General features: G+C 75.9%; 13 protein-coding genes. 5 read left to right on the forward strand and 8 right to left on the reverse strand.

Going from position 1 to position 17,954, the window contains the following annotated elements:
* Positions 1–186: 186 nt before the first annotated feature.
* The 7 genes from ACFVFS_RS30560 to ACFVFS_RS30590 form a co-directional block, all read right to left on the reverse strand.
* Complete coding sequence (locus tag ACFVFS_RS30560) at positions 187–1,224, reverse strand: LLM class flavin-dependent oxidoreductase (protein WP_380628065.1); 1,038 nt, start codon at positions 1,222–1,224, stop codon at positions 187–189.
* Positions 1,217–3,112: a dipeptide ABC transporter ATP-binding protein gene (locus tag ACFVFS_RS30565; RefSeq protein WP_380628088.1), complete on the reverse strand. Its 1,896-nt coding sequence runs from the start codon at positions 3,110–3,112 to the stop codon at positions 1,217–1,219. The genes ACFVFS_RS30560 and ACFVFS_RS30565 overlap by 8 nt, the downstream gene beginning before the upstream one ends.
* A 49-nt stretch (positions 3,113–3,161) precedes the next feature.
* Positions 3,162–4,025, reverse strand: a complete 864-nt coding sequence (locus tag ACFVFS_RS30570; protein WP_380628066.1) for an ABC transporter permease — start codon at positions 4,023–4,025, stop codon at positions 3,162–3,164.
* Positions 4,022–5,248 carry an amidohydrolase family protein gene (locus ACFVFS_RS30575; protein WP_380628067.1) on the reverse strand — a complete coding sequence of 409 codons (1,227 nt, stop codon included), beginning with the start codon at positions 5,246–5,248 and terminating at the stop codon, positions 4,022–4,024. The genes ACFVFS_RS30570 and ACFVFS_RS30575 overlap by 4 nt, the downstream gene beginning before the upstream one ends.
* Positions 5,245–6,180 (reverse strand): ABC transporter permease, encoded by a 936-nt coding sequence (locus ACFVFS_RS30580; protein WP_380628068.1) that lies wholly within the window; start codon positions 6,178–6,180, stop codon positions 5,245–5,247. Before ACFVFS_RS30580 ends, ACFVFS_RS30575 begins: the two co-directional genes overlap by 4 nt.
* Positions 6,177–7,886: an ABC transporter substrate-binding protein gene (locus tag ACFVFS_RS30585; protein ID WP_380628069.1), complete on the reverse strand. Its 1,710-nt coding sequence runs from the start codon at positions 7,884–7,886 to the stop codon at positions 6,177–6,179. The genes ACFVFS_RS30580 and ACFVFS_RS30585 overlap by 4 nt, the downstream gene beginning before the upstream one ends.
* A 221-nt stretch (positions 7,887–8,107) precedes the next feature.
* Complete coding sequence (locus ACFVFS_RS30590; protein ID WP_380628070.1) at positions 8,108–10,999, reverse strand: ATP-binding protein; 2,892 nt, start codon at positions 10,997–10,999, stop codon at positions 8,108–8,110.
* Between the two features lie 471 nt (positions 11,000–11,470).
* On the opposite strand from ACFVFS_RS30590, the gene ACFVFS_RS30595 reads away from it, so the two are divergent.
* From ACFVFS_RS30595 to ACFVFS_RS30605, 3 genes are all read left to right on the forward strand, one after another.
* On the forward strand, positions 11,471–11,665 hold the full coding sequence (locus ACFVFS_RS30595) for a DUF6059 family protein (protein WP_380628089.1): 195 nt from the start codon (positions 11,471–11,473) through the stop codon (positions 11,663–11,665).
* A 34-nt stretch (positions 11,666–11,699) separates the two neighbouring features.
* Positions 11,700–12,833 carry an NAD(P)/FAD-dependent oxidoreductase gene (locus ACFVFS_RS30600; RefSeq protein WP_380628071.1) on the forward strand — a complete coding sequence of 378 codons (1,134 nt, stop codon included), beginning with the start codon at positions 11,700–11,702 and terminating at the stop codon, positions 12,831–12,833.
* A 119-nt stretch (positions 12,834–12,952) separates the two neighbouring features.
* Positions 12,953–13,408 (forward strand): universal stress protein, encoded by a 456-nt coding sequence (locus tag ACFVFS_RS30605; RefSeq protein ID WP_380628072.1) that lies wholly within the window; start codon positions 12,953–12,955, stop codon positions 13,406–13,408.
* A 52-nt stretch (positions 13,409–13,460) separates the two neighbouring features.
* Here the strand turns inward: ACFVFS_RS30605 and ACFVFS_RS30610 are convergent, their stop codons facing one another.
* The gene (locus ACFVFS_RS30610) at positions 13,461–14,510 is read right to left on the reverse strand and encodes a lactonase family protein (RefSeq protein ID WP_380628073.1); all 1,050 of its coding nucleotides are present in this window, start codon (positions 14,508–14,510) and stop codon (positions 13,461–13,463) included.
* Between the two features lie 240 nt (positions 14,511–14,750).
* Between ACFVFS_RS30610 and ACFVFS_RS30615 the strand changes: the two genes are divergently transcribed.
* The gene (locus ACFVFS_RS30615; RefSeq protein ID WP_380628074.1) at positions 14,751–16,580 is read left to right on the forward strand and encodes a glycoside hydrolase family 15 protein; all 1,830 of its coding nucleotides are present in this window, start codon (positions 14,751–14,753) and stop codon (positions 16,578–16,580) included.
* On the forward strand, positions 16,577–17,944 hold the full coding sequence (locus tag ACFVFS_RS30620; RefSeq protein ID WP_380628075.1) for a glucose-6-phosphate dehydrogenase: 1,368 nt from the start codon (positions 16,577–16,579) through the stop codon (positions 17,942–17,944). Before ACFVFS_RS30615 ends, ACFVFS_RS30620 begins: the two co-directional genes overlap by 4 nt.
* The last annotated feature ends 10 nt before the right edge of the window (positions 17,945–17,954 follow it).

A 17,954-nucleotide genomic window follows, 5' to 3' on the forward strand; every position in this document is an offset into this window, starting at 1 on the left:
CACCGCCGTTTCCCCGATGACGTTCACTGTCCGTTCCTCTCCCGAGCGTCGTGGCCTGGCCGAAGGGGAGAGCGGGCGTTGGCACGAGGGCATCGAATGCCGTCGCCCGCTCCCCCCACCAGATTCGGCCCCGGCGCTAAAGCCGGGCTTAGCATCCGCTGCTGCGCCCGGCCGGGATCGGGCTGGTCAGCCCGCGTGCGAGAGGGCGGGCCGGGCGGCCCCCGCGAGGCCGAAGGCCTCGGCGAGCACCGCGTGCGAGCGCACCCGGGCGGTGTGGTCGTGGACCAGGCTGAACGCCATCAGCTCGTCGGCGCCGGTGCGGGCCACGAAGTCCTCGGTCTTGCGGCGGACCGCCTCCGGGCCGCCGACCAGGTGGCGGGCCAGCCGGGAGGCGAGGAACTCGCGCTCCAGCGGGGTGTACGGGTACGCGGCGGCCTCCTCCGGGCTGGAGTAGGGGCCGAGGTAGCCCTTGCGCATCTTGATCGCGGCCAGCCCGAGGGTGCCCCACAGCCGCTCGGCCTCGGCGTCGGTGTCGGCGGCCACCATCATGGCGGTGACGATCGCGTACGGGCGCTCCAGCACGGCGGAGGGCTTGAACTGCTGGCGGTACAGCTCCATCGAGGGGATGCAGGCGTCGCCGTTGAGGTGGTTGGCGAACGCGTACGGCAGGCCGAGGGCGGCGGCGAGCTGGGCGCTGGACGGGCTGCTGCCGAGGATCCACAGCGGCGGGTGGTTGGCCGCCGAGGCGGGCACCGCGGTGACCGGCTCGGCGCCGCTCTCGGCGCTGAAGTAGCCGAGCAGGTCGGAGAGCTGGCGCGGGAACAGCGAGCCGTTCTGCGCGCCGACGGGGCGCTCCAGGGCCTGCGCGGTGAGCGGGTCGACCGGGGCGCGGCCGATGCCGAGGTCGATCCGGCCCGGGTGCAGGGCCTCCAGGACGCCGAACTGCTCGGCGACCACCAGCGAGGAGTGGTTGGGCAGCATGACCCCGCCGGCCCCGACCCGGATCGAGCGGGTGGCGGCCGCGATCTGCCCGACCAGCACGGCGGGGGCGGAGCTGGCCTCCCCGGTGGTGTTGTGGTGCTCGGCGACCCAGTAGCGGTGGTAGCCCAGGCGGTCGGCGTGCTGCGCCAGGTCGACGGAGTTGCGGATCGCGTCCACCGGGGTCGAGCCGGTCGGCACCGGGGTGATGTCGAGGACGGACAGCTTGAAGGAGGCGTCAGACAAGGGAGGTTCCGTTCATCGGGTGGGATGGGACGCCGTCGGCCCGGGGGCCGTCGGAGGTGGGGGTCGTGGGGGCGGGGGCCGCCGGGGGGTTCCAGGCGTCCTCCGCCCTCGGCAGCGCGGTGAGTAGCGACCGGGTGTAGGCGTGCGCGGGCCGGTGGAGGACCTCGTCGACGGGGCCGCTCTCCACCACCTCGCCGTCGCGCATCACCAGCACCCGGTCGCTCAGGTGGTTGACCACGCCGAGGTCGTGCGAGATGAAGAGCAGGGCCAGCCCCAGGCGCTCCCGGAGGTCGCCGAAGAGGTCCAGGATCTGCGCCTGGACCGACACGTCCAGCGCCGAGACCGGCTCGTCGCAGACCAGGATCCTGGGGCCGGGCGCCAGGGCCCGGGCGATCGCCACCCGCTGGCGCTGGCCGCCGGACAGCTCCAGCGGACGGCGCTCCAGCAGGGCCGGGTCCAGCCCCACCAGGTCCAGCAGTTCGGCGGCGCGCCGCCGGCGGTCCTGGGCCGGCAGGGCCTCCCCGACGATCTGCCGCACCGTCCAGCGCGGGTCGAAGGAGCCCAGCGGGTCCTGCTGGACGAGCTGGATCCAGCGCCGCCGCTCGCGGCGCGCCGTCTCCGGGCGGCCGGACCAGGGCTCGCCGAGCAGCCGCACCCCGCCCGCGTCCGGCTCCAGCAGGCCCATCGCGATCCGGGCGACCGTGGTCTTGCCGGAGCCCGACTCGCCGACCACGCCGAGGGTCTCGCCCTCGTGCAGGACGAACGAGACGTCCCGCACGGCGGTGTGCCGGCCGCGGCCGGTCGTCCGGAAGGACTTGAACAGCCCGGACGCCTCCAGGACCGGGGTGCCGGCCGCGGCGGCCGGGGCCCGGTGGACGGCCGGGGACGGCTTCCAGGGCGCGTCCAGGCGCAGGCAGCGGGCGGTGTGCCCGGGACCGACCCCGACCGGCGCGGGCCGCTCGGCCCGGCACTCCCCGGACGCGACCGGGCAGAGCGGGGCGTAGTGGCAGCCGCCCGCCGCCTCCTTCGGGCCGGGCCCGCCCTCGGCCGCGGCGGCGTTCTCCGGCCGGGCGGGCCCGGCGAGCCGGTGGCCCCGGGTGCCGGCGGTGGGCACGGCCGCCAGCAGCCGCCGGGTGTACGGGTGGGCGGGGGAGCGCAGCACCGCTCCGGTGGGGCCCTGCTCGACGATCCGCCCGTCGTGCACCACCGCCACCCGGTCCGCCAGCCGGGCCACCACCGCGAGGTCGTGGCTGATCAGCAGCACCGCGGTGCCGGCCCGCTTCCGGGCGGCCAGCAGGTCCAGGATGCGCGCCTGCACGGTGACGTCCAGCGCGGTGGTCGGCTCGTCGGCGATCAGCACCTCGGGGCCGGCCGCCAGGGCCGAGGCGATCAGCGCCCGCTGGCGCTGGCCGCCGGACAGCTGGTGGGAGTACTGCCGGGCCCGGCGCGGGGCCTCGGACAGCCCGACGTCCTCCAGCAGGGCGACCGCGCTGTCCCAGAGCGCGCGGCGCGGTCCCGGCCGGTGGTTGCGCAGCGCCTCGGCGACCTCGTGGCCGACCCGCCGCAGCGGGTCGAGGGAGACCAGCGCGTCCTGGAGCACCAGGCCGATGCGCCCGCCGCGGACGCGCTGCCACTCGCGCTCGGACAGCGTCCGCAGGTCGGTGCCGGCCAGCTCCAGCCGCTCCGCGGTGACCGTGGCGGTCGGCCCGGCCAGGCCGAGCAGCGAGCGGGCGGTGACGGTCTTGCCCGAGCCCGACTCCCCGACGATCGCCAGGCACTCGCCGGCGGCCAGGGTGAAGCCGATGTCGTGGACCGCCGTGACCGGGCCCCCGGGCGCCGGGAAGGCGACCCGCAGCCCCTCGACGGTGATCAGCGGCTCGGGGGTGATCGGCGGCTCGGGGGTGATCGGCGTTTCGGAGGTGTCGGTCTCGGGGGTGTCAGTCTCGGGCACCGGGGTTCCGCCCTTCGAAACGGCGGCGCAGGTCGCGGCCGACGACGTTGATGGTGAGCACCGTGACGGTGACGGCCACGCCCGGCAGGACCGCCGGCGCCCAGGCGACGTCCAGCAGGTCCCGGCTCTGCGCGAGCATCGCGCCCCACTCGGGCGTGGGCGGCTTCGGCCCGAGGCCGAGGAAGCTCAGCGAGGAGCCCGCGATGATCGCGCTGCCGACGCCCACGGTGGCGAACACCAGCAGCGGCGGGACGGCGTTGGGCAGCAGATGGCGCAGGTAGATCCAGCCGCGGCGGCGGCCCAGCACGGTGGCCGCCTGGACGTAGCCGGACTCCCGGATGACCAGGGCCTGGCCGCGGGCGAGCCGGGTGAAGCCGGGGGTCAGCGAGCAGCCGATCGCCAGCACGGCGTTCCCGGTGCCCGGGCCGAGCATCGCCACCACCAGCAGCGCCAGCAGCAGCCCGGGGAAGGCCAGCAGGATGTCGGTCACCCGCATCACGGCCTCGTCGACGGCCCGTCCTCCGGCGGCGGCCAGCACGCCCAGCAGGGTGCCGGCGACGACCGCGATGCCGGTGGCGCCCAGGCCGATGGCCAGCGAGGACCGGGCGCCGTGGACGATCCGGCTGTAGAGGTCCTGGCCGAGCTGGTCGGTGCCGAGCAGGTGCCGGCCGCTCGGGCCCTCCAGTGCCTCCAGCGGGTTGACCGCGTCCGGGGCCTGATGGGCCAGCAGCCCGGGCCAGAGCACGGCCACCGCCAGCAGCGCCAGCACGGCCCAGGCGACCGCCACCCCGCGGGGGCGGCGCGGGGCGGTGCGGGCGCGGGCCGGCCGGACGGCGGAGAGCGCGCTCATCGCAGGCCGCCGAACTCGCCCCGGGGCCGGAACGCCCGTCCCCGGGCGAGCACCAGCAGGGAGCGGCGCAGCGCGGCCAGCTCGGTGCGCGGGTCCCCGTCGACGACCAGCAGGTCGGCCTCCAGGCCGTTGCGCAGCCGGCCGGTGCGGTGGCCGACGCCCAGCGCGTCGGCGGCCGCCGAGGTCGCGGCCGTCAGGATGCTGCCGTTGTCCAGGCCTGCCCGGGCGAACCACTCCAGGCCGTCGACGTACTGGCCGAAGCCCGAGCCGGGGATCCCGGCGTCGGTCCCGGCCAGCAGCCGTACGCCCTGCTCGTGCTGGTGGTGGACCAGGTCGAGCCAGGGGCGCACACCGCTCTCGCCGATCCGCTTGATGGTCTCGTTGAGCACCGCGCTGAAGGTCGGACAGACCGACGTCCCCTCGGCGGCGATCTTCTTGATCAGCTCGGCGGCGGCGTCGTCCGGCCCGCGGGCGCTGCCCGGCGGGGGGATGAAGGTGCAGTGCTCCAGGGTGTCGACCCCGGCCTCCAGGGCGATCCGGACCCCGTCCGAGCCGTGCACGTGGGCGGCGACCGGGCGCCCGAACCGGCGCGCCTCCTCGACGGCCGCCCGGATCTCCTCGTCGGTGTACTGCGCCACCCACGGCGCCGGTCCGTCCGGGGTGAGGCCGCCGCCGGTCGCCATCACCTTGATGACGTCCGCGCCGTTCTGCACGTTGCGCCGGACCACCGCCCGGATCTCGTCAACCCCGTCGGCCTGGCCGCCGAGGTACCAGCAGTGGCCGCCGGTGACGGTGACGGGCGCGCCGGCCGCCAGGATGCGCGGGCCGGGCAGCCGCCCGGCGGCGATCGCGTCGCGCAGGGCGAAGGCGAGGCCGCCCCGGTCGCCGAGGTCGCGCACCGTGGTGACCCCGGTGTTCAGCAGCTCCTGGGCGCGCCCGGCCATCGCCAGCAGCAGGCTCCGGTCGTCGGAGGCGTCCAGCGTGGCCACCGCGTCGCCCTCGCCGCTCATCGACAGGTGGACGTGGCAGTCGATCAGCCCGGGCAGGATGGTCGCCCCGGGGAAGTGGTGCACGGGTGTCTGCGGAGCGGTCCGGCGGTGCACCTCGCTGTACGTCCCGACGAGTTCGATCCGGCCGTCGACCACCAGGACCGCGCCGTCGGCGATGCCCTGGTCGGCGGGGTCGGGGAGCACCAGGTCCGCGTGGAGGATGCGAGCGGTCACAGGTGTGCCTCTTTCAGTCGGGGGTCGACGACCTGGTAGAGCCAGTCGACGACGAGGTTGATCAGGACGAAGGCGACGGCCGAGACGACGACCACCCCGGTCACCACGGGGAGGTCCCGGCCGGAGATGGCCGAGGCCATCACCCGGCCGAGCCCCTGGCGGGTGAACACCGTCTCGATCACCACCGCGCCGCTGAGCAGCGTGCCGACGGCCCACCCGGAGAGCGTCACCAGGGGGATCAGCGCGTGCCGCAGCGCGTGCCGGGTCAGCACCGCCGACCGGTCGGTGCCGCGGGCCAGCGCGCTGAGCGCGAACGGCTCGCGCAGCACGCTCTCCATGCCCTCGCGCAGCACCTGGGCGAACGGCCCGACCATGCCGACCGCCAGGGTGACCGCGGGGAGCACCAGGCCGTCCGGCCCGTCGCCGCCGGTCGCCGGGAACAGCTGCCACTGGAAGGAGAAGACGGTGAGCAGCAGCACCCCGATCCAGAAGCCCGGGCTGGAGCTGAGCACCAGTTCGAGGGTGGAGGAGAGGAACCGCAGCCGCGGGCGCCGCCCCGCCGTCGACAGGGCCAGCGCCAGCGCCAGGCCCAGGGCGATCGCGAAGCCGGCCAGCGCCAGCTGCACCGTCGGCCAGAGCTGGTCGAGGATCACGTCGGAGACGTCGGCGTTGAGCTGGAAGGAGTGGCCGAGGTCGCCGCGCACCAGGTGGCCGAGGAAGTCGCCGTAGCGGACGGCCAGCGGGTCGTCCAGGCCGAGGTCGGCCCGGACCTGGGCGACGGCCGCCGGGGTGGCGGCCGTCCCCCCGAGGACGATCTGGACCGGGTCGCCGGGCGCCAGCTGGAGGGCGCCGAACGAGACGGTGGCGGCGCCCAGCAGCACCAGGACCGACAGCGCCAGCCGGCGCGCCAGCCACCGGAGGGTGCCTGTCACGCGCCCTTGCCCTTCGACACGTCGTAGAACAGCGGGTAGCCGGTGGGCTCGAAGCTCAGACCGCGCAGGCTCTTCGCGGCCCCGAGCAGGTACGAGGGGGTGTACACGGGGATGACCAGGGCCTGGTCGACCACGTACTTCTGCACCTGGACGTACTCGGCGTCGCGGGCGTCCCCGTGCGGGGCGCCGGCGGCGTGCCGCAGCCACTCGTCGAGCTGCGGGTCGTTCACCTTGAGGACGTTCATGCCGCCCTTGGCCGGCAGCTGCTCGGACTCGAACAGGGTGCGCAGGATGTCGGGCTCGGCGCGGACGGTGCTCGCGTCCCAGAGGTCGGCGTCGGCGGCCATCACGCGCTTGGTGTAGCTGCCGGTGTCCAGGCCCTCGCGGTTGACCTCGATGCCGACCTTCTTGGCGTCGGCGGCGATGCCCTGGGCGAGGACGTCGCGCTGCTCGCGCAGCAGCTGCGCCCCGAACGGCCAGGAGAGGGTCAGCCGCTTGCCGTCCTTCACCCGGAAGCCGTCCGCGTCCTTCGCGGTCCAGCCGGCCTCGTCGAGCAGCCGGTTGGCGAGGTCCGGGTCGTAGCGCCAGGTGTTCTCCAGGACCTTGGCGTAGCCGAGGGTGGTCGGGCTGAGCGGGCTCCAGGCGCGGTTGTACTGGCCGAAGTAGACGGTGGAGACGAGCTGGTCGAGGTTGACCGAGCGCTGCAGGGCGGTGCGCACCCGCTGGTCGGCGAGCGGCCCGCGGTTGCTGTTGAGGTGCACGGCGTAGACGCCGCCGGGCGCCTCGGCCTTGAGGTACTGGAGCTTGCCGTTGGACTTCAGCGCGGCGACCCGGGAGGGCGAGATCCCGCCGACGGCGTCGAGCTGGCCGCTGGTCAGCGAGCCGATGCGGACGGAGTCCTCCTGGATGAACTGGATGCTGATGGCGTCCAGGTAGGCCGCGCCGGAGTGCTTCGCCGAGGACGGCCCCCAGGCGTACTTGTCGTTCCTGGTGAGGTCGATCTTCTGCTTCTTCGTCCAGCCCGCGAAGCTGAACGGGCCCGAGCCGACCGGGGCGGCGCACACCTCGGTGTTGTCCCGCTTGAGCGACTCCGGGGACTGGATGCCCAGGTAGGCGGTGCTGAGCGCCTGGAGGATCGGCGTGTACGGGCGGGACAGCCGCACCCGCACGGTCGACGGGTCGACGACGTCCGCCCCCGCGTACGGGCCGAGCAGGCCGACGGCGTACTGCGACTTGGTCTTCGGGTCGACGGCGTGGTCGAGGGTGGCCTTCACGGCGGCGGCGTCCAGCACCGTGCCGTCGTGGAAGGTGACTCCGGTTCTGAGGTGGAAGGTGTACGCCGTGCGGTCGTCCGAGATCTCCCAGCGCTCGGCCAGCCAGGGCTTGATGGTGCCGTCCGGGGCCAGCTCGACCAGCGAGTCGAAGATGTTGCGGTCGATCAGGGCGGCCACGTCCAGCGGGCTCACCTGCGGGTCGATGCAGGCGGGCTCGGTCTCGACGGCGTACCGCAGGGTGCCGCCGGCGACGGCGGGGCCGGAGCCGGAGTCCGTGTCCGTGTCCGATCCGCAGGCCGTCGCGGCGGGTCCGATCAGCAGCACGGCGGCGGAGAGCAGCGCCGCGGACCGCGGCGTGTGGCGCGGGCCGCGGCCGGCGGCCCGTGCGGTCGCGGGGGTGGCTGCGGCGACCAAGTGGTTCGGGGTCTGCAAGGTTCCGTCTCCTCGTGCGCATGACCGGTTCGAGAGAACGGCCGCGGCAGAGTCGTCCCGACGATGCCGACAGTCCGTTGCCGCACTCTGGCCGCCGGTTCTAAATCGGTCCTTAACAGCCGATCTGACGGGAGGTCATGACGATCCGGCGAGGGGGCGGGGGCGCGCACGCCGAGGGCGGGGCGCGACCGGGTCGCGCCCCGCCCTGTGGCGGAGACGGGTCAGCTGCGCTCCGCCATCAGGCGCACCAGCGCGCTGCGCGAGGTGATGTTGAGCTTGCGGTAGATCCGGTTCAGGTGGACGTCGACCGTCCGCGGGCTCAGGTGCAGCCGCTCCGCGACCTCCCGGCTGCGCAGCCCGGCGCCGGCGATCGTGGCGACCTCGCGCTCCCGGTCGGTCAGCACGGACAGCGCCACCCCGCCGCGGGTCCGGCGGACCGGCTCCTCGCCCGGCCGGTGCGGCAGCGGCGCACCGAGGATCCGCGGCACGGCGACCGGCTCCGGGACGATCGCGCGACCGGTGATCGCCTCGGCCCTGGCCCGCAGCGGCTCGGCCCGCCAGGCGCCGTCCGACTCCGCCAGGCAGGTGGCGGCGTTCGCCAGCGTCCAGGCCCGGGCCCAGAGGACCTCGCTCGACTCCAGCAGGCCGGCCGCCTCCTCGTAGAGGGCGGCGGCCCGCCCGGACGCGCCGTTCTGCCGTGCCAGGTGCGCTTCGGCGGTGAGCGCGAAGGCCTGGTCGTGGGCCGGTCCGGCCGCGGCCGCGGCGGCGGCCTGCAGCGCCCACACGGCGGCCGGCTGCCCGCGGAAGGCCGAGGCGCCGGCCAGCAGTTCATGGGCGCGGGGGCGGACCGCAGGCGGCAGCTGGGGCAGGGTCGGGTCGCTCGCGACCGGGCTGAGCAGGTTCAGCCCGAGCTGGTGGTCGCCGGCGAGCTGGGCCGCCTCGGCGAGCCAGAGGCGGGCCAGGGTGCTCCAGTGGCCGTTCTGCGAGACGAGCGGCGCGGCCGGGCCGACCTGCCGGTCCGTCAGCGCGCCCAGCACGCCGCTGACCGAGGCGACGGTCTTCGCCAGGCCGCACTCCAGACCGGATTCGGCGACGGCGGCCTCGGCGGCGGCCGCGGTGTCGCGGGCCTCGTCGAGGCGGGCCAGCCCGATCCGGCCGAAGGTCAGGCCGAGCAGGAAGACCGGCCGCAGGTAGCCCTGGCCGGTCGCCCGCAGGGCGGCCTCGCCGCGGGCCAGGTGCCGCTCGGCGGAGGCCGGGCGGCCGAGGATCAGCTCGCTCCAGCCGACGGCGGCCAGGTACTCGGGGTGGGCCACGGTGCTCAGCTGGTCGACGGCCTCGACGGCGAGGTCGGTCGCGGCGGCGGCCCGGGCGGTGTCGCCGGTCAGCGCCGCGTGCAGGGCGTCCATCGCGTACGCGCCGGCCAGGTTCGCCGGGTCCGCCGTGCGCGGGGCCAGCCGCAGCGCCTCGTCGACCTCCTCGCGGGCCGGCGGCCGACCGGCGAGCAGGTCGATGAACCCCTGGAGCAGCAGGACGGCGACGTGCTCCCCGCCGTCGCCGCCCGCCGCCCGCAGCGGGTCGGCGCCCGCCCCGGAGGCGAGGACGGAGCGGGCCTCCACGTAGTGGCCGAGGGCAGCCCTGATCCGGGCGCCGAGTTCGACGGCGGCGCTGCGCAGGCCGGCCGGGGCGGCGCGCTCCGCGTCCAGCAGTTCGAGGAGGATCTCGTCGCTCTCGGCCAGCGCGCCCGTCGAGGCCAGCGCGGTGGCCAGGGCCAGCAGCACCTGGCCGCGCTCGGGGCCGGTGGGCAGGCCCTGCAGGGCGAGCCGCAGCCAGCGGACGGCGGTCGCCGGGTCGGCGGCCAGCACCTGGTGCGCGGCGCGGTGCAGGAGCGCGGCCTGTTCCGGCAGCGGCTGGGAGGCGAAGCGTTCGACGTCCCGGGCCACCTCGTGGTCCGGGGCACCGAGGGTGGCCCGCGCGCCGGCGGCCCGGCGGTGGGCCTTGATCCGGGAGCAGGGGGCGAGGTCGTCGTAGACCGCGCGCTGGAGCAGCGGGTGGCGGAAGACCATGCTCGGCGGCCCCTCGTCCGTGGTGCGCAGCAGGTCCCGGGCGCTCAGGGTGTCGATGATCTCGCAGGTCCGCGGTTCGTCGAGGCCCGCGACGTGGGAGACCACCCGGCTGTCGACCAGACTGTCGACCGCGTTGCCGACCACCGCGCAGGCCTGGAGGACGAGCAGTTCCTCGGGGGCCAGCGCGCCGGTCTCGCTGAGCAGCCGGGCGGCCAGTTCCTCGGGCACGTCCTTCACCGGGATGGGCTCGGCGGCGGCGGACTGCTCGTTGAGGCCGGCCCGGGCCGCGACCCGGGCGAGCGCGTTGAGGTAGAGCGGGACCCCGTGGCTCTCCCGGTGCAGCCGGCGCAGCAGCGGGGCGTCCGGCTCCATGCCGACCAGGGCGGCGGACTGCCGCGGGGTCAGCGGGGCGAGCTCGATCCGCCGGACGGTCCGCTGCTCCACCCCTTGGGCGAGCGTGCCGCGCAGCCGGGGCGCGGCCTGCCGGGGGCGCTGGGCGACCACCAGGTACAGCGGGATGGTGATGCGCTGGCGCAGCAGGTAGTCGAGGACCTTCAGCGAGTCGGGGTCCGCCCAGTGCACGTTGTCCATGATCAGCAGCAGGCCGTCCTGCGACCAGTCGCGCAGCAGGCCGTTCACCGCCCGCAGGAACTCGCAGCCCTGGTCGGTGCGGGGGGCGGCGGCGGTGTCCGGGCCGTTGAACGGCCCGTAGGCGAGGGTGCGGACCAGGGCGGCGGGGTCTGCCGTCGACGGCGGCCCCGACCGGTCGCCCAGCGGGTTGGCGAAGGCGTCGGCGACCAGGTGGTAGGGGCTGGCGGACTGGTACTCGGTCGCGCAGCCCATGAGCACCCTGATGCCCCGGCGGTGGGCCTCCTCGGCGAGCGCGGACAGCAGCCAGGTCTTCCCGGAACCGGGGTCGCCCCGCAGCTCGGCGGCGGAGCCGGCGCCGGTGGCGAGCGCGTCGAGGCCGGCGACGAGCGCCCGGAAGGCGGGGGAGTGGGCGGTGGACGGCTGCCGGGAGCAGACAGGGGAGCTCACTGTTGCCGACACGACTTCCGATCTCCTCTGCTTGGGCTGACATGTCCGGAATTGCGCTGCGCGCCGGGGTGACCGAAGGGTGGTGCTTCGCATCCTAGTTCGCCCGGGGGCTCCGGAACGGTTCTTCGACAGGAGTCACACGGAATTTACGATTCCGGTCATTCGGGTCGACTTCACCGACCGCGTTCCCGGTATTCTCCGCACTGTTTCCTTCGTTCACGAACCTGATGCCTGCATAAAGTTTGTCGACGTCTTATTCCTTCACGCCCCGGCCACGGGCTGCGCACACCGCGAGCGCCGGGCTCCGGGGGTCGGGCCCGACGGCCGCGTCCCGACCGCGACGGCGGCACGGTCCCGGCGGTCGTCCGTTTAATGCGAGCTTAAGAGCGGTGCGCCATCGTGCCGCGGACGGCGGAGGGAAGCAGCGAAGGCGGAGGAGAAGTGATGCAGGGGACATTCTGGTCGGGTATCGGGCGAAAAATCATGCGCGCTATCCCGGGCTGGTCCGCGCTCGCGGTCTGCTGGGGCTCCACGGGACTCGGAGTGGTCCTGCTCCCCCCTGCCGAGGAGCATTCGGAGCCCGCGCTCGCGGGTCCGCCGCCCGGCCATCCGGAACGGCTGCTCCCCCCCGTCCCCCTGAACGACGAGGAGCGCGCGCTGTGGTCGCAGTTGGTCTGACGCCGGACACCGGCCGCCCGCCGGAGGCGGCGCGATGAGGCGGATCGTCGTCGTCGGCGGGTCGATCGCCGCCCTCACCGCCGCCGGGAGCCTGCGGGCCGAGGGCTACGACGGCTCGCTCGTGCTGCTGTCCGAGGAGGCCCATCCTCCCTACTCCCGGGTACCGCTGTCCAAAGGAGCGCGCTCGGGCGAGGCGCTGCGGGACGCGGTGCTGCTGCCGGAGCCCGGTGACGGCGTCGAGCTGCGCACCGGCGCCCGGGCGGAGTCCCTCGACACCGCGCGCCGGGTGGTGACCCTCGCCGACGGCGCGGAGGTCCCGTACGACGGCCTGGTCGTCGCCACCGGCGCCCGCGCCCGCCGGCTCGGCGGCGAGGGCGAGCTGGTGGTGCGCACCCTCGACGACGCCGAGCTGCTGGCCGCGCGGCTGGCCGGGGCGCGCAGTGTCGCCGTGGTGGGCGCCGGGTTCCTCGGCATGGAGCTCGCCTCGACCTGCCGCGGCCTGGGGCTCGACGTCACCGTGATCGACCGCGATCCGCCGCTCGCCCGCCTGCTGGGCGACTGGCCGGCCGGCTTCGTGGTCGCCGCCGCGCGCGAGCGGGGTGTGGCCTTCCGGCTCGCCCCTGAGGGCGTCACCCCGCTCGGCCCGCACGCCGTGCGCCTCGGGCGGGAGACCGTGGAGGCCGACGTGGTCGTCACGGCGGCCGGCGACCTGCCGAACACCGAGTGGCTCGCCGGCTCCGGGCTGCCGCTGGACGGCGGCGTGGTGGCCGACGGGCGCTGCCGGGTGGCCCCGGGGATCGTGGCCGCGGGGGACGTGGTGGCCCGCCGCACCCCCGACGGCCGCACCCGCCGGACCCCGCACTGGACCAACGCGGTGGAGCAGGGCCGGGCCGCCGCGGCCGCCCTGCTGCACGGCGACGCGGCGCCGCCCTACCGGCCCGACCCGTACTTCTGGACGGAGCAGTTCGGCCTGGACGTGAAGATCAGCGGCCGGCTCCCGGCGGCCGGGGCGCCCGAGGTGCTGGCCGGCTCGGTCGAGGAGCGCGCCGCCCTGCTGCGCTGGCGGCACGCCGACGGCGGCGCGACGGCGGTCGCGGTGAACCACCGGCTGCCGGTCCCGCGCCTGCGGCTGCTCGGCGCCCTGGCGGAGGAGGCCGCCGCGCCCTGAGGCCCGTCCCGCGGACCTGGACGGAGCGTGACGGCGGGCCCCGTCCGGCCCTGCCGGACTGCGCGGGCGGGGCGGTCGGCGCCAGGGTGGAGGAGGGGGTGTCGAGCCGAGGAGCGGGCATGGCGGAGCAGCGTGGAGAGACCGGCCGCATCGTGGTCGGCGTGGACGGGTCGGAGCCGTCGAAGCAGGCGCTCCGCTGGGCGGTGCGGCAGGCGGAGCTCACCGGCGCCGCGGTGGAGGCGGTGATCGCCTGGGAGTACCCGACGTTCCACGGCGCGCGCGGCTGGTTCCCGCCCGGGAGCACCGACGAGGCGGAGCTGGAGGGCAAGGCGCGCCGGGAGGCCGCCAAGGCCGTCCGGGAGGCGGTCGGACCGCAGCCGGCGGCCGAGGTGCGGATCGAGGCGCGCTACGGCTCCCCGGCCGGCGCGCTGATCGAGGCCTCCCGGGGCGCGGCCCTGCTGGTGGTCGGCAGCCGGGGCCTGGGCGGCTTCTCCGGGATGCTGCTGGGCTCGGTGGCCCAGCACTGCACCCGGCACGCCGGCTGCCCGGTGCTGGTGTTCCGCGACGGCGGCTGACGCCCGCCCCTCGCGCCCATCGGCGCGAGGGGGCTCCGGCCTGCGGGGCCCGTCAGCCGAACAGGACGGTGGACACCGCCGGGACGGCCAGCGAGCCCGCCCGGCGGGGCAGGCCCGTGGCGGCGTCGACGTCGAACCAGGTGACGTCCCCCGAGCGCTCGTTCGCCGCGTAGAGGCGGGTCCCCGAGGGGTCGAGGACCAGGTCGCGCGGCCACGCGCCGCCGCACGGCACCGAGGCCACCGGCCGAGCCCGCTCGCCGTCCGCGTCGAGCGCGAGCACCGCGATGGTGTCGGTGCCGCGCACCGCCACCCACAGGTACCGGCCGTCGCGGGAGACCACCGGGGCCGAGGGCAGGCCCGCGTCCCCGGAGCCGTCGGGGGACAGCGGGGCCTCGCCGACCGGTGCGAGCACCCCCGCGGCCGCGTCCCAGCGGCACACGGTGACGACGGGGCGCAGCTCGCCCAGCACGTACGCGAGGCGCCCGGAGGGGTGGAAGGCGAGGTGCCGCGGACCGGTGCCGGGCGGCAGCGCGGTCTGCCCGTGCAGGGTCGGTTCACCGGTCGCCGGGTCCAGGGCGAGGATCCGCACCGCGTCGGTGCCGAGATCGACGCCGAGCACCCAGCGGCCGGACGGATCGGGCAGCACCTGGTGGGCGTGCGGGGCGAGTTGGCGCCCGGGGTGCGGCCCGCTGCCCTCGTTGGGCAGCACGCCGCTCGGGGCCTGCGGGGCGCCGTCGGCGGCGAGCGGCAGCACGCTGACGCTGCCGGAGCCGTAGTTGGCGGTCAGCAGGTGGCCCTGGGAGAGGGCGAGGTGGGTGGGCTCGTCACCGCGCACCGGCACGGGCGCGCCGAGCGGACGGGGCAGCGGACCGGAGAGGTCGAAGGCGGCGACCGCCCCCGGCAGCGTCTCCGAGACGGCGTAGAGCACCGGGCCGCCCTCCGCGTGGCCGAGGGCGAGGTAGGAGGGGTTCGGAACGGCGTCGACGGTGCCGGTCACGGTCAGCTCCCCGGTGCCCGGGTCCACCTCCGCCACGGTGATCCCGCGCCCGCCCGCCGAGGTGAACGACCCGATGTAGGCCCGCACCGCGCCCTTGTCCTCCACAGCACCCTCCGTCGTCCTCGTCCGCCACCGGCGCTCCGACGCTAGCAGGCGGCCCCGCCGCCCCGGTCGGGCGGCCGCCCCGGGCGGCCCGCGGATGTCACCGGAACGCACCGCCGCCGCGGCGGCCGGGTCGCGCTCCGGCACGGTTGCGGCGACGGTGGGAGGAGCCGCCCGCCCGCCTTCCGGCGGTCCCCGCGGACGGCTCCCCCCGTTCCCCCGGCGCTGCGGAAGCGAGGCGGCATGCACGAGCCCGATCCACCCTTCCGGCCGGTCGTCCGGCGGCAGGGCTACCTGCCGCTGGAGGACCTCGGCCTGATCGGGGACGGCACCACCGCCGCCCTGGTCGGCCTGGACGGCTCCGTCCCCTGGCTCTGCCTGCCCCGGTTCGACGCCGAACCCCTCTTCTGCGGACTGCTGGACCACGCCCGCGGCGGGCACTTCACCCTCGCCCCGGAGGACCTCGTCGAGGCCCGCCAGCGCTACCAGCCGGACACCGGCGTCCTGGTCACCGAGCTGCGTTCGCGCACCGGCCTGGTGCGCCTCACCGACGCGCTCGCGCTGCGCTCCGGCGCCGACCTCACCGACGACGCCCCCGCCGGCCGCTCCGAACTCGTGCGCTCCGCCGTGGTGGTGGACGGGCACGTCCGGCTGCGGGCGGACCTGGAGCCGCGCGGCGGCGCCCGGACCAGGGCGCTGTTCAGCGGGCTGGAGGTGCTCCCGACCCGGCGCCCGGGCCTGCGGCTGCACCTGCGCTCCAACCGCCCCCTCGACGGCCCGCACAGCACCCACGACCTGCGGCAGGGCGAACGGCTCGACCTCGTCCTGTCCTGGGGCCGCTTCCACCGCCACCACCGGGTCGACACCGACGCCATGCTGACCGGCACCGCCGACGCCTGGCGGCGCTGGATGCGCCACTTCGACTACCACGGCCCCCAGGAACCCCTGGTCAGACGGGCCGCCATCACCCTGAAACTGTGCGACGACTGGGCCAACGGCTCGCTCGTCGCGGCGCCCACCTCCTCGCTGCCCGCCCCGATCGGCGGCATCCGCAACTGGGACTACCGCTACACCTGGATCCGCGACGCCGCGTTCGCCGTCTTCGCGCTGCGCCGCATCGGCTTCCGGGGCGAGGCCGACGCCTTCCTCGGCTGGGTGCTCGACGCCTTCGAGGACAGCGGCCGCCCCCGGATCATGTACGACCTGCGCGGCGGCCCCGTCCCGGACGAGACCGAGGACGGCGAACTGGAGGGCTACCGGCGCTCCGCCCCCGTGCGCTGGGGCAACGGCGCGGCCGACCAGCGCCAGCACGACGTCTACGGCGAGATCCTGGACTGCGCCGACCAGTGGCTGCGCGCCGGCGGCGAGATCCAGCCCGCCCTGTGGGAGAGCCTGGCCACCCTCGCCGACGCCGCCGAGGAGGCCTGGCGCGAGCCAGACCAGGGCATCTGGGAGGTGCGCAGCGAGGGCAGGGTCTTCACCTACTCCGCCGGGCTCTGCCAGGTCGCCCTCGACCGGGCCGCGCAGATCGGCGGACGGCTCGGCCTGCCGATCAGGACCGCCCGCTGGCGCGCCTCGGCCGACCACCTGCGCCGGCTCATCCTGGAGCGGTCCTGGGACGAGGGCGCCAAGACCCTCAGCGCCCACCTGGACGGCGGCGGCGTCCTGGACGCCAGCCTGCTCGCGCTCCCACTGCGCCACGTGGTGCCGATCGACCACCCGCGGATGGTGGCGACCGCCGCGGCCGTCGCCGAGCGGCTGTCCGCCGGCGGCGGCCTGCTGTACCGCTACCTGCACGAGGAGTCCCCCGACGGCCTGGCCGGCGACGAGGGCGCGTTCGTGCTGTGCAGCTTCTGGCTGGTCGACAACCTCATCGGCCAGGGCCGGACGGAGGAGGCCGAGGAGCTGTACGCCTCGCTGTGCTCCCGGGCGAGCCCGCTGGGGCTGATGTCGGAGCAGATCAACCCGTCCACAGGAGAGTTCATGGGCAACTTCCCCCAGGCGTTCAGCCACATCGGGATCGCCGCCAGCGGAGTGAACCTGGCCCGGGCGCGGGCGGGGGTGCGGCGATGATCGAGCGGCTCGCCGTCCTCGGCGCCACCGGCGACCTCACCGCGCGCTTCCTGCTGCCGGCGCTGGCCGCGCTGCGGGCGGGCGGACACCTCGGCGAACGGCTGGGCCTGACCGGCGCGAGCCGGGAGGACTGGTCCACCGAGCGCTACCGGCAGTGGGCCGCCGAGCAGCTCGACCGCCACGCCGGGGACTGCTCCGCCGAGGCCAGGGCACGGGTCACGGCCTCCGCCCGGTACCTGCGGGCCGACGTCACCGACCCCGCCGACGTCGCCGCGGCCGTCGCCGGGGACGGGCCGGTCGCCGTCTACCTGGCACTGCCCCCGGCGCTGTTCCCGGCCGCGGTCTCCGCCCTGCACCGGGCCGGCCTGCCGGCGGGCAGCCGGATCGTGCTGGAGAAGCCGTTCGGCGAGGACCTCGCCGGCGCCCAGGAGCTGAACCGGCTGCTCGCCGACCTGGTGCCGGAGCAGGCGGTGTTCCGGGTCGACCACTTCCTCGCCATGACGACCGTCCAGAACGTCCTCGGCAGCCGGCTGGCCAACCGGGTGCTGGAGCCGATCTGGAACAGCACCCACATCGCCGAGGTCGACATCGTCTGGGACGAGACCCTCGCGCTGGAGGGCCGGGCCGGGTACTACGACCACGTCGGCGCGCTCAAGGACATGATCCAGAACCACCTGCTGCAACTGCTCTGCCTGGTCGCCATGGAGCCGCCGATCACCCTCGGGGAGCGCGACCTGCGCAACCGCAAGGTGGACGTCCTGCGGTCCGTGCGGCCGCTGACCGAGAACGACGTGCTGCACCGCACCCGCCGCGCCCGCTACCTGCCGGGGCGGATCGGCGACCGCGACATCCCCGCGTACGCCGACGAGGAGGGCGTCGACCCGCGGCGGCGGACCGAGACCTTCGCCGAGGTGGAGCTGGAGCTCGACGGCTGGCGCTGGGCCGGGACGCGGTTCCGGCTGCGCAGCGGCAAGGCGCTCGGCGCCGACCGCAAGGAGGTCGCGGTGCGCTTCCGCCCGGTGCCCCACCTGCCGTTCGGCCAGGGCGGCGGGGCCCGGCCCAATGTGCTGCGCTTCGCGCTCGAACCCGAGGGGCTGGCCCTCGACCTCACCGGGGTCGGCGCCCGGGCCCAGGAGCTGGCCCCGCTCTCGCTGACCGCGCGGATGGACCCCGCCGAGCTGCCCGCCTACGGCCGGCTGCTGCTGGACGTCCTGACCGGGGATCCGGCGCTGTCCATCCGCGGCGACGAGGCCGAGGAGGCGTGGCGGGTCCTCGAACCCGTGCTCTCCGCCTGGGAGCGGGACCTCGTGCCGCTGGAGGAGTATCCGGCCGGCTCGGAGGGACCGGCCCCGCGGTACCCGTAGGGCGCGTCCG

Source organism: Kitasatospora sp. NPDC057692 (assembly GCF_042799475.1).
GTDB lineage: Bacteria > Actinomycetota > Actinomycetes > Streptomycetales > Streptomycetaceae > Kitasatospora.

What these genes read in the sequence shown, in the direction of transcription:
- ACFVFS_RS30615 (WP_380628074.1), top strand. Translation starts at nt 14,751, where the DNA reads ATGCACGAGCCCGATCCACCCTTCCGGCCGGTCGTCCGGCGGCAGGGC.
- ACFVFS_RS30600 (WP_380628071.1), top strand. Translation starts at nt 11,700, where the DNA reads ATGAGGCGGATCGTCGTCGTCGGCGGGTCGATCGCCGCCCTCACCGCC.
- ACFVFS_RS30605 (WP_380628072.1), top strand. Translation starts at nt 12,953, where the DNA reads ATGGCGGAGCAGCGTGGAGAGACCGGCCGCATCGTGGTCGGCGTGGAC.
- ACFVFS_RS30595 (WP_380628089.1), top strand. Translation starts at nt 11,471, where the DNA reads ATGCGCGCTATCCCGGGCTGGTCCGCGCTCGCGGTCTGCTGGGGCTCC.
- ACFVFS_RS30620 (WP_380628075.1), top strand. Translation starts at nt 16,577, where the DNA reads ATGATCGAGCGGCTCGCCGTCCTCGGCGCCACCGGCGACCTCACCGCG.
- ACFVFS_RS30570 (WP_380628066.1), bottom strand. Translation starts at nt 4,025, where the DNA reads ATGAGCGCGCTCTCCGCCGTCCGGCCGGCCCGCGCCCGCACCGCCCCG.